Source organism: Pseudomonas farris (assembly GCF_019145235.1).
GTDB classification, from domain to species: Bacteria; Pseudomonadota; Gammaproteobacteria; order Pseudomonadales; family Pseudomonadaceae; genus Aquipseudomonas; species Aquipseudomonas farris.
The window spans coordinates 34929-47164 of sequence record NZ_JAHSTV010000009.1 but is presented as its reverse complement, the minus strand read 5'-3'; the positions used below and the strand labels follow the sequence as shown (position 1 = coordinate 47164).

The 12236-nt window shown below is 54.5% G+C and carries 8 protein-coding genes; 6 read left to right on the top strand and 2 right to left on the bottom strand.

Going from position 1 to position 12236, the window contains the following annotated elements; genetic code table 11:
* Positions 1-11: 11 nt before the first annotated feature.
* Positions 12-890 carry a phosphate ABC transporter substrate-binding protein gene (locus tag KVG95_RS19340; RefSeq protein WP_197282280.1) on the bottom strand — a complete coding sequence of 293 codons (879 nt, stop codon included), beginning with the start codon at positions 888-890 and terminating at the stop codon, positions 12-14.
* A gap of 159 nt (positions 891-1049) precedes the next feature.
* On the opposite strand from KVG95_RS19340, the gene KVG95_RS19335 reads away from it, so the two are divergent.
* The 6 genes from KVG95_RS19335 to KVG95_RS19310 all read left to right on the top strand — a co-directional run bounded on the left by KVG95_RS19335 (position 1050) and on the right by KVG95_RS19310 (position 6396).
* A complete protein-coding gene (locus KVG95_RS19335; protein ID WP_050681290.1) occupies positions 1050-1898 on the top strand; it encodes a long-chain fatty aldehyde decarbonylase in 849 nt (282 codons plus the stop codon).
* 43 nt (positions 1899-1941) lie between these two features.
* The gene (locus tag KVG95_RS19330; protein WP_217857575.1) at positions 1942-2871 is read left to right on the top strand and encodes a permease; all 930 of its coding nucleotides are present in this window, start codon (positions 1942-1944) and stop codon (positions 2869-2871) included.
* 25 nt (positions 2872-2896) lie between these two features.
* A complete protein-coding gene (locus KVG95_RS19325) occupies positions 2897-3331 on the top strand; it encodes a hypothetical protein (RefSeq protein WP_038978873.1) in 435 nt (144 codons plus the stop codon).
* The gene (locus tag KVG95_RS19320; protein WP_225923227.1) at positions 3328-4536 is read left to right on the top strand and encodes an SDR family oxidoreductase; all 1209 of its coding nucleotides are present in this window, start codon (positions 3328-3330) and stop codon (positions 4534-4536) included. The genes KVG95_RS19325 and KVG95_RS19320 overlap by 4 nt, the downstream gene beginning before the upstream one ends.
* Positions 4523-5587 carry a DUF8838 domain-containing protein gene (locus KVG95_RS19315; RefSeq protein ID WP_217857573.1) on the top strand — a complete coding sequence of 355 codons (1065 nt, stop codon included), beginning with the start codon at positions 4523-4525 and terminating at the stop codon, positions 5585-5587. Before KVG95_RS19320 ends, KVG95_RS19315 begins: the two co-directional genes overlap by 14 nt.
* A 125-nt stretch (positions 5588-5712) precedes the next feature.
* Positions 5713-6396 (top strand): response regulator transcription factor, encoded by a 684-nt coding sequence (locus tag KVG95_RS19310; RefSeq protein WP_038978871.1) that lies wholly within the window; start codon positions 5713-5715, stop codon positions 6394-6396.
* A gap of 668 nt (positions 6397-7064) precedes the next feature.
* Here KVG95_RS19310 and KVG95_RS19305 read toward each other — a convergent pair.
* The gene (locus KVG95_RS19305; RefSeq protein ID WP_217857572.1) at positions 7065-12197 is read right to left on the bottom strand and encodes a RecQ family ATP-dependent DNA helicase; all 5133 of its coding nucleotides are present in this window, start codon (positions 12195-12197) and stop codon (positions 7065-7067) included.
* Positions 12198-12236: the final 39 nt, after the last annotated feature.

Genomic DNA, 12236 nt, shown 5'->3' with positions numbered 1-12236 from the left:
GCGCCTGGCTGTCATTTCGTCACCGGAATGAAGTACATGCGAGTAACAAAGGCTGCAGCTTCATTGGAGCGGGCAAACGCCAGGAAGTCCTGAACCGGCTCTGTGAGAGGCGCTTTGTAAACCAAATTCAGGTCTCGGCTGATCGCGTACTCGCCCGACGCAACCGCTGCTGTCGATGGAATCTGATCTCCTAAAGGGATTAGCCGAATTGCAGCGCCCTGATCGGCTTCATACTCAGCCGAACCAATGGACACGTAGCCGACTGCAGCGGGAGAGCCTGCAACAGTCTGAATACCTTGCTGGTTGTCTCCAATAATCACGTGGGCGCGGATATCTTTGTAGGGAATACCAAAAAACCCACTGAAAATCTCCAAGGTAGATCGCCCCTCTGCCTTGCTCACGACGGTGATAGGCGAATCGTCTCCCCCCACGTCTTTCCAATTGGTGATCCGGCCTGTGTATATTCCGACAACCTGCTCTTTTGTCAGACCAGTTATCGGGTTGCTTTTATTGACGATCATGCCGATGCCATCTTTGGCAATCAGCGCATGCTGCAGATCCTGCTCTTCAGGTTTGAGCTCTCGGGAGACCATGCCAAGCACAGCCGTGCCGCTGCGCACATCCATAATCCCCCGAGCACTACCGCCTGCCTGGACCTCGATTCTAATGCCCGGATGTTCTCGCTCGTAAGCTTTGGCCAGTTCACTTATCAGCGGTGCGATAGTACTAGCCCCCACAACGCTGACACGCACGGCCTTGGCTTCAGTCTTTTGATCCGTCTCACGATTGCAGCCTGACAGGCAGAGCAACGCACCCAGCATCCACAGCGCAGGCACGCCAACGTGCCGGGCCGTCCAGGTTTTCTTATTCATTTCTTCCCCGATTTCCATGGGACACATCGAGTGACCGATGCGTCAATATCTGACTAATCGTAAGGCGGAACGGACCGAACTTTGAATAGAAGCTATGTACTATGGCAGTACGCCAGCAGCCTCCCGACAATTGCCGCGGCAAGGGAATGTCCTTGAGCCTAATGGGAGGATATAAAAATGAACGAAGTTTCTGCCGGCACACAGCCAAATCTGCGCGCGCCAGTCGACTTACGTGCTGTAAACCGCCGAGAAGAACTGAGCACTGAGCACAACAAAAGCGACGGTTATTTCAACCTGATCGCGTACATCGCTTCCAACGCAATCGCTGGAGAGGTGATGGCGGTAGAGAACTATTCGGAAATGGTGCCGTTGATGCCAGATACCGAAAGTAAGATTGAAACCGTCAAACAAGCCTACGAAGAATCAAAACACATTCTGATGCTGGCCAGCTTGGGCAAACGCCACGACTACATCGTGATGCGTGAGATCGTGGAGCCGCAGTGGTTCAATATCCGCCGCCACTTCAGCACTGCTGTTCAAAACAAGGACCTGGCTGCGTGCCTGATCATTCAGGACCTGATGACCGAAACCATGGCCATCGTGCTGTACCGCACCCTGCAGCGCCAGGGCGATCCAGACACTTCAGCACTGGCCGGAAAGATCCTGGAAGACGAACTGGAACATCTGGAAATCGGCCTGGCACGTATCCGTGGCCTGATCGCCAAAGACCCGGAAGGTGTTCATGAGAGCCTTAAATGGGCCCACCATCGTGTAATGCCAGAGCTGTTCAGCATGGTGAGCACCAGTTGCCACTTCCTCTGCGACCGACTGAACATTGACTGCGGTGCTCTTTCACTTGGTGATCTGAAGACCGACATCGACGAAATTCGCATCGAAGCTTTGGACACCTACGTAGAAACCCTTGATAAGGCGAACTTCGATCCGGTTGTCACAGCGGCGCTAATCGAGTCGATGCAAACCTATGGCGGCACCCCGTCAATGAACGCTGGGCTGGCCAACGCCTGACGCGTTGCATCAGCCCGCTCTCATCAGTACCGGCGGAGCTCATATGTCCGATAACACAACCTTAACGCAGGGTATTCAAGCCTTCTTCGAGTTTCTACTCATGGACGGTGCCCTGCTCATTGGGCTTTTCCTGCTGGTCACCTGGTTTGTGGTAATGCTGCAACAACGTATGCCCTTTCAAGCGACACAAGGCTCGCTGCTTGGGTCCTCGGGCTGGCGGTCGGCATTTGCCGCCAGTGTTGGGGGCGTCATCACGCCCTTTTGCTCCTGCTCCACGATTCCCGTGCTGAGCGGCATGCTCAGGGCAGGCGTTGGCTTCGTGCCCAGTTTCGCTTTTCTGGTGGCCTCGCCAGTAGTGAACGAGGGTGTGTTTATTCTGCTGTTCCTCACTGTGGGTTTTGTCCCTGGCGCTGTTTTCATCATCGGCGGCCTGGCCCTGACTTCCGCTGCTGGTGTAGTAGCAGGAAGGCTCGGACTGGCAAGACACGTGACGATAGCACCTGCCCCCAAGAGCAGTGCCGCCTTCCTGGGCCAGGGGATTCGAACTTGGCCCGGTTGGAAACCTGCGAGTCGATTCGCTTGGCTTGCAGCGAGGCAGGAGTTGCGGACGGTCGCGCCGTATCTGCTGATCGGTTTGTCCATCGGAGGCTTGATCTACGGTGCCGTACCGAAAGACACACTGATGAGCCTCGTCGATCGGCTACCGGCCGGGTGGCTGTATCTGGCATGCGCCTTGGTCGGCGTACCGCTGTACATCTCTCCCATAGCAGCACTGCCAATCGGATTTGCCCTAATCGAGAAAGGGTTTCCAGTCGGACCGCTTGTGACCTTTTTGGTGGCGGCAATCGGCACAAGCCCTCCAGAGATCATGCTGCTGTTCAGGCTTTTCAAACTCCCACTGGTGATAGCCCACACGCTAACAGTCATTGTTTGCGCTCTGGTCCTTGGCCTGGCTGTCGCACTCGTGCTGTAACCATCTAAATCAAAGAGGGCAAGACATGCTCAATTTTTTCAAAAAGACTTCGGATGCAGATATCACCCAAGTCAAACGCGCATTGGGGCCCGAAGCTATCGTAGTGCTCTCTGCAAGTTGCTGTATGCCTGGCACTACGCAGGTTGACGAACAGATCGAAGCGGCAGCACGTAACGCATTGACGCAGGCCAAGCTGGACTGGCCGGTCCTCACAATTACTGTGACTACTGCGCAATCGATCCTTCCGAAGCTATCCGCAGAGCTGAACGCAAAAGAAAGCGCGGTAGCCCAGCAAGTCACGGAGCTGTTCATGGCTCATGGTCTGAGTGCATTCCCGATAGTCATTGTTGACCAGACTCTGGTCTCCTACGGTGGGGAGCCAGACCAAGCGATGATTCATAACGCACTGGCTGCAGCTTCTGAAACTAACCTTGGTCTTACGAGTGGAGAGGTCCGATGAGAACGCCTCTCCAGACCCCACGCCACGGAAAACGCGTCTTCCTAACAGGAGGTACGGGATTCCTCGGGGCACTCATGGCCGCTCAAGTGCTTAGCGATGACTGGGCAGATCACTTGGTCATCCCGACCAGGCGAGGTGACCATAAGGTTGGTATTCCAGAAGAAGTGCAGCGTGAGCTTCTGGCATTGGGAAGAAGTGCTGACGAATTCGAGAAAAAGGTGACCACTGTTCACTGGCAGGGTGCTGAAACGGCATCGATAGAGCTGCTGGAAAGTATGCTTCGCTCAGGAAATGTGGACACGGTAATCCACTGCGCAGGTTGCCTCGATTACTTCGATAATGAGGCGCTGCAAGCTCTGAACGTCGATTTCACTGCAAGGCTTACTATCGCGGCCAAACAAGCGGGAGTGAGCTTCTTTATCTTCGTTTCCACGGCCTACTCCGCTGGCTACTCTGGAGGTGTAGTGCCAGAAACGGCGCTGAATGAGCCGCAGAGCGATCCTACCAACTACACGCTGACCAAGCGGGCAGCTGAGCGCGTAGTTGCTGAATGTGGCATTCCATTCCTTGTTGTCAGACCATCAATCGTGATTGGTAGCTCTGCTGATGGTCGCTACAGCGGTAAGCGCTATGGCCTCTATCAACAATGGATGGGTATCGAAAGGCTGCTCTCCGATCGCCATCACGCCGAACTGCATACGGTCGCTACGGACCAAGCGCTCAATCTCCTGCACCAGGACGTTTTCCAAGCCAGCATCGCCAGCGTATTTCGGTGGGTGCCCGAAGGTGAATACGTCAATCTGGTCGTTGACGATCAGACCAGTCCGTCGATGAAAGACCTATGGCGGCTGTTCTGCGAAGTCACGCGCCCCAAGACCGTAATTTTCTACGACAGCCTCCAAGCGGTTGATCTAAAGGCCATCAACATTCGCCAGCGAGGCTACCTGACGTTCGCTCAGACCAACCTCGAAATCGGTGCCTACCCTTGGCAGTTCGACCGTCAGTGGCTCAAGGTTTTGAGCCAGCGTGGCCTGAACTTCACTGAAACGACATTGGGCACACTGCAGATCTGCCAAGATCGATTTATACGTTCCTCTCAGCCCATCCAACGGTACCTTGAGCGCTTCGGCGCGGACCTGCCTGCTCGCACTGAGTACCGTGATCACCTCGATACCTGGGACGTTTCTGCCAATGAAAATGCTTGATACCGCGGCCTTTCGACTGGAGCCTTGGCAACGTGAATTGATCCACACCGCAGCTATAGTGAACGGCGGTCTCGAGACAGATGAGCACTCTGACTCCACTCCTCATATCCTTTGGTGGGGAGGCGCGTATTCTGAATTGCTGTCCATGTGTGTAGATAAGATACGCGGCGAACTGATCATCGCTGATAGCGATCCACGACGACTACGCAAAAGCGCCGCGATGATGGACAACGCTCGCAGCGTGCGCCTAATGACGCTTTCTGATTTGTCACGTGATGCCAACGTTATTGAGCCACTACTCCAGGGCGCATTACTTCGTGACATCGATGGTTACATCGCATTGGAGGAGAAACTGCGATTTGGTGTTGAGCGTTCGCCCGCTGTTTCTGATGGTTGGGCCAGTCGAATCCTGATGGACTTCACCCTCAATCGTGTGGATGCGGAGGATGAAAAACAGGTATTGGGGGAAGCATTCCGCGCGCTGAACGTAACCGGTTGCGTGGTCTGCGCAGTACTTGTAAGCGATGAACCTTTAACTTCGCACCACACCGTCAGGTCCGCACCTGCCGGAGCGCCACTTCGGTTACCTTCAGAAACTGCTGTGATAGCTGCGTTCGAACAAGCCGGCTTCCATGGCATCACCTTCCATTGGTCGCCAACAGCAGCAAGCGCTATCGACAGAATTGGCGATGCTGAAGTACGCATGTGTACCGTCAAGGCATACAAAGGAAAACAAGGCCCATGCTGGGAGTTAGGACAAGCCGTTATCTATCGCGGTCCTTGGCTTGAGGTGCACGATGATGATGGACATGCGTATCGCCGTGGTGAGCGGGTCGCGGTATGTGCAAAAACATATGACCTGATGATGCGTGCTCCTTACCAAGGAGCCTTCCTCGGACTTCGCAGCATGAACGAACCACCGCTGGGTCAGGCCGCACCTTTCGATTGCAACACTCCTGCTCTTCGAGATCCGAAGGTGACCAAAGGGCTGGCTCCTTTTCAAGGGGCTCAGGCAGCAGCTTGCTGCTCCACAGAAAGCGGATGCTGCTAGACAAGTACCAATCGGCCGACACCTGTCGCGAGGGATACCATTTGGCCATATAATCGAAATCCAAAGTGCATCAGGTGCCTGAAAATGGGCATCTGATGTGCTTACATCGGGCAGGGAGAGCGAATATGGAAAGCGTCAGGAACAGCTGGCAAATGCTTCAAACAAGCATCAGAACGCCATCCTTTCTAGACCTGGACGTGGACTGCACTGCCATTGGTATCGCCTCTGTGAATGGCCCCGCCGTTCACTTCAAGAAAATCCTATTTCTCGAAGGCGAAATTCACGAAGAGCCCGAAACTCTGCAGAGCCACTGTGCTTCGCTGCTCGCCCTATGGGCTGCAGTGAGAGCCCCTTCCTTGATAGACCTCGGCAAATGCACTTGCATAGGACGTCGCTTGCTCCTACAGGAGCCGACCCTTGGTAGAAGGTTTGCCGTCCACGCCACCCAACTCGACGAGAACAACCTTCTCTTTGCTGTCGTTAGTTCGACTAAGCGCTGGAACAACGTTGAAACTGCCAAAAACCTTGTCACAGTACTAGTTCAACACGCTGCTCAAATTCACGCAGCTGACGATTTCCAACCTTGTGTACCACTCGAGCAGATAGGCGCAGGGCTGGATTGGTATCAGTTTACGACCAGGGAGGTTGAAATTCTGAAGCTAGTAGCCAGCGGAATCAGCAACAAGCAGATCGCCCGGGAATTAGGCTCAAGCCCAAATACGGTCCGAAATCAGATCCATACGTTGTTCCGCAAGGCAGAAGTGACAAACCGAACAGAGTTGGCACTTAGAGTTGCCGCAACGATTTGATACAGGTGTTTACCGATTTGCCGTCAGACGCTGCGAATGGCATTCCCGTTATCTTTGCGAAAGTCGGCAATGGTTTTGCGTTTCTGTGCGAATTTCCAGTCCGCTGATTAACCAAGAACTGGCAGATTTTACGTTCAGCGCAGACTTCAAAAATGGTGCCTACGTTTTTTCACAGCCGGGGCCGACTCCTGCCTTGTCACAACCGGTAGCTATGGGCAGTTCACTGCCGATCATGGTTACGAAGCGTGCTGATCAACTCCGATGCAATCGGTGGTCAGATCGAATGCAAACGGGTAGTCAAGTGAAGTGCAGTATTCCAACTGGTATTCCAACCAAAAATAAAAACCGATATTAATATTATAAATCAATATCTTACTGAACGGATTCAGATTACCCCGGCCCAATCCGAAAACGACAACGCCCGCCAAGTGCGGGCTTTGTTGCATCTGGGGTTTGGTAAATTGTCGGCTATCCCGCATCCACTGTAGAAGCGAGCGGTGCGGGAATCCAACTTCCCCGCAAACAGGCCAACCAGACCAGGACAAATCCGCCCGCGACCAAAGATGCAACCGTCGCCGCGAGCGCCCTCGGAAATGTCCTGCGCCAAGCCATCCTGATCATCGATAGGTAAAGTATTCGCACATATGTCGGCGCCGGAGCGCCAGAATTTACCTCGGCATCCCGCTGATTCTAGGAATCACTACTTCCCACATTTCCATTTTTAGAGCAGGTCGAAACTGCTGATCAGCCTCACCGGCATACCGGGCGATTATCCCTTCCACATGGCACTGGTCTATCTCGACGTTCGCTTTGAAGTTTTTCGCAGTACGACCAACGACTCGCCCTTGGGGGTCCTGAAGCAAGTACCGATCACCATCGCGCGTGAGGTGAAGGGGGTGGCCCGTTTGTAGTTCGGCGATCGCCCGGTGTATTTGATGCGTCGCAGTGCTTCTGCCGGCAAAGCCGATGTCTACGTCAGCCAGCGAAAGCTGAATGTAAGTGCGAGACAGTCGTGGATCGAAATCGCCGGCGAAGCTTTGTACCAAGGCACTGTGTGAAAGCTTGGGACTGAATGGATTTCCAGACTCGAACTCTCCCAAGGTCAATGTTTGTTCCGCCCGCGTCATGCCAACGTAGTAGAGGCGGCGGTCTGCATTCAAGTTTTGAGATGTGCGGCTCCACGCGCCGTCCAGCAATCCGACATGGCGAAACTCCAGGCCTTTGGCGGAATGTACGGTGCCAAGGTACAAGCCCTGCCTTCCTTGTTTGCGAAGTGCCCGCGGGTACTCGTATAACCAGTCGATGATTGAATGTGAAGACAGCTGGCATTCGCCCATTTCCTGAACAAGGCACAGGAGGGCTGTTTCAAAGAATTCTTGCCAGTGCGGATCATCCAGGCTCGGCCGAAGCATAGAGATGGCCTCCGTCGCCGTCTGAGGCTGCTCGATCAAGCGTAAACACCCTATCCCTTTCAGGAAGCCCCGCTGGCGCGTCAAAGGGATTGAGTCCTCATTCTCGGAGGCGAGAAAATAAGGCACCTCGTTGAGTTCGCACCAGGCTTGAACCGGTTTGAGATAGGCATGAGTTCGGCCCAGTATCGCGCATCCGTTCCAGGTGCCGTTTTCCTCCAGTGAAATAAGCCGCGCCAGCTCAGCCGCCACAGCTTGAGCCTGTAGGTTACCCTTGGACCGGTCAGCAAAAGGAAGCTGGATTCGCAGCACCTTACCCGCCCGGGCCGGATCTCGCGCCTCCCATTGCCCACCTGCGGGTAGCTCCCGGCGAGCCTTGTCGATGGTGATGGGATGTTCTGCTTTCATCCGGCCTTCAGTTTCTCCGATCACCCGGTTCGACGAATTGATGATATTGGCGGACGAACGATAGTTATCCACCAGGTAGGTGACGCTGGCATCGTAGTTGTCGCGGAACTGCTCGATGTACTGGTTGCTGGTATGGCGCCAGTCGTAAATATTCTGATCGTCATCACCCACCGCCAAAATGCATAAGCGCCCGTCCTCTTCGGCATTGCGCCCAGCCAACGCACTGACTAGTCGGTACTGCATCTCATCGATGTCCTGGTACTCGTCAACCATAATGTAACGGTAGCCACGCAGCAGTTGCTCGCATAAGTTGTCCTCACCAGTCGCCTGGCCACCCTCCTCCAGCAAGTGCACCGCATCGGTGATTACCTGAGTCAACCGCGTCTCATCGACGGCCTCACCGCGCTCGAAGCGGGTGCCCGTCAATCGCATCGACATCGCGTGGTAGGTCAGCACGCTGACACCGTAGGCATCGGCTCCAACCAATGCTAACAAGCGCTTGCGGATTTCATTGGCGGCATGCCGGTTGAATGCCAAGGCAATGATGCTGCTGGCGGGTACTCGGCGCACGCGCAACAAGTAAGCAATCCGATGGACGATGACACGTGTCTTGCCAGACCCTGGGCCGGCCAGAACTAATCGGTTGACGTCATCGTTGTCGGCAACGACCAATCTCTGGACGGTACTCAAGGAATGGGTGATGGCCTTCCAAGACTGCTCGCTGGTTGCGAGTTTCAGAACTTCTTCGCGCTCATTGAAATATTCTTTGATGAAGTCGCGCTTGGGGTTTCCAAAGTACGCCAGTACCAGCCTGAGCGCCGGTTCCATGTCATGGATTCCGCGCTCGGCATATTCACGCATGACATGCACCTGAACACATTTTTCCCGGTAATGTTCATCGAGCTTCGCGTAATCGTCCTTGTAAAACCCCACCTTCTTTTCAGCCTTTTCGCCGTCCACTTTGATTGTCATCGCACGCCGCATGACAGTCATACCGTGGTTCAGAGTCAAAATTTCCTGCTGGTGCATATACAACAGCACGTGCTCCACCGCTCTGCGAAACTGATCTGCCGGCATCGTGGATTTCAAGACCAGATCGCCCTCAAGCGTGGCGACCAGCTTGCCAAAGGTGGTATCGACCATCAGATCGCGGGCTCGGGCACCCGGTGGAAGTTGGGAGATGAGGTAATTAAGCAGCAGCGTTGCAATGGTGCGGCGTTTCTCACCAAATGCGCTGATACGCTTCCAACTATGACGGCCGGTAAAGCGCAGCTTCAAATGATCACGATTGATCGGGCGAATTTCGAAGGTGCTGCGCTGTTGGCTTTCACCGTCGCGATCCTGGGCCAGACTCTTGAGCAGCCTGAGTACCTGAATGGGATTCACATCGTCACGCTCCAGCCTGGCCTTCAATGCGGTGTTGAGCTGGGAAAGGTTGATGTCTTGCCATTCACCATTTTCTGCATCTGGCGAGAGTTCAGGCAGCAACTCGAACAATGCCTTTTCAAGTTCCAGCGATTGCATAAGCCGCTGATTGGATGAGCCGACGACGCCATATCGGACAAACACCGTCAGCTGAGAATCATTGATCAGGATTCCCATCTGTTCCATCTGCTTCAAGGCCCCGGCAACCTCCTCCAGCGACTGGCCGGTAAGCGTCATGAGTTCATCAGTGTTGATACGTTGGTCGGCCTTGGCCTGAAAGAGGTAGTTGAGGATAGCCTTGAATTCGGCAAACCTGCGTTGGGGGAGTTTCGCCTCCACGAGACGCACCTGCGACTCTTCAAGGGTGAGTGCAGCGCGGGCGGGAAAGATACGCGTCTGGTTTTCTTCACGGCGCAGAAAATCACTACGTTCCAGCCAAGCGATGGCCGTCACCACCTTGGTTTCGGCATCACGATCTTCTGCTGCGAAAGTCGTTTCGACAGTTGCATCCAGCAGAATCTCGCCGGCCGTAATAACCAACTCTCGTCCTTTGCGCTTTGAAGTTTCCCCGCGCAGCTTTTTCAGAATTTGCTGGATATCACGAAGACTGAGCTTGGAGCGCTCGCTTATCCCAAACTGCGCTTCAATATCCTGTGGATCGTAGAGCAGCACGCAGCGGGCGCTTTCCTGATCTCGACCGGCGCGGCCAGCCTCCTGCAGGTAATTTTCAAGCGAGCCGGGGATATCCGCATGGATGACCAAGCGGACATCCTTCTTGTCGACCCCCATGCCGAAGGCGTTGGTGGCAACGATGACTCGAAGCACCCCTTTTATGAAATCGTTCTGAATGTCGGTCTTTTCGCCAGGCGGGAGCCCTGCGTGGAAATACTTGCAAGCCCAACCCTTCCCAACCAGAAACTCCGAAAGCTCCTCCGCACCTTTACGGCTGGAGACAAAGACCACGGCCCCGCCCTCTTGGGTGACCAGATTGTCTTCCAGCAACTGCTGTGTACGCTGGCGCTTTTCTGACTTCTGACAAGGGACAACTTCAAAGTGCAGGTTGACGCGTTCGTGCGAGCCAATGAACTCCTTGAAAGTAATGCCAAGGGAGTCTTGGAAATGCGCGCGGATGTCCGCCAGTACGTCCGGCTTGGCTGTCGCAGTGAAGCATCCAATCGGAGCGAGCGGTTGGTCTTTGTGGTATTCACTAATGAAGCGCGAGGCATACAAGTAGTCAGGGCGAAAATCATTACCCCACTTCGACAGGCAGTGGGCCTCGTCGAAGATCCAGGCGCCAACCTGTCGCTGCCTGAGGGCCCGACGAAAAGTACTGTTGCGAAACTGCTCAGGCGAGACGAGCAGCACGCCGATGTCACCCATCTGGATTTTTTCCAGGACGTCGGCTCGCTCAGGGAGTGTCAGCAGACCGCTGAGGGCGGCAGCACATTGGACGTTGGATGCGATCAGCCCATCTACTTGATCTTTCATCAGCGATTGGAGCGGCGAGACAATGATCGTCAGGCTGCCATTTCGGTGATAGCGGTTCAGGGCCGGCAGTTGATAGCCGATTGACTTACCGCCCCCTGTGGCCAATACGGCAAGAACGTTTTCACCGCGCATACCAGCAAGCGCTACATCATGCTGGCGAGACCGACCATCGCTATCACGACGGAATTCGTCGTGACCGAAGTAGCGTTTCAACTCCTTGACCGGGTCATGCTCGGTGCTGCAGTACTCGCACTCCTTTTTCCCACAGGGGATATCGCGCAACTCTCCAATGATTCGGCCGACCTCGGGAAACTGATGCCTCACCCAAGGTGCGAGCACCGAGTTACCGCCAGAGACTCGAAGCCAGGCAAGCGCATAGGCATGTGGCCAGCGCAACTCATCCCGCTCCAGATCATTTTCCAACAAGCTGAAGAGCCGGGTCTGGCAAACTTTGTATTGCCGTTTGAACGCCGGATCAGTCTCGACCAGAAGCTGCGTGATTGCCGCGCGCAGCTCTTCGAGAGAAAGCGCAGGGGTCTGTGTAATCGACTGGAATATGGACTCAAGGTCACTACCTTTTGCGGCGATCAATGTTTGGTAGCACAGTAGCTCCCGTACATTCATCAACTTCAGATCGGCAAACGCGGCCTGCTGGTCCTGGAAAAGCGTAAGCGTTGAGCGGCAGTCTCCGAGCGGGGAATTCAAACTTTCGCGGATGAGCTTGTAATCTTTGATCAGCCGGTGATACGGATTTTTCGGAAAAGCCAGCGGCGACAAGCGCAGGGTATCGACTACAGCTAGATCATGTAGCGCCAGTTGAGGAGCCTGGGACTTGAGCAATGGCAGATCGTGGTCGATCAGGTTGTGCCCAAGTACATAGTCTGCACCCTGCCCCAGTGCATCCAACTGAGCAAGCGCCGCCGTTGGATCTTTGGAGATCTTGAGCTCTAACTCTTGGCCGGTAGTGGGCCGCAACGCCCCGACCATTATTATTTTGGCCGGCTTTGACTCAGTCGGAGGTACCACCTCCAAATCGAAAATCAAAGTGTTCGGAATTGCTGATTCACTCATACATCCAGAGTCCTTTCTGACCGCGAGACATGGCCAAAT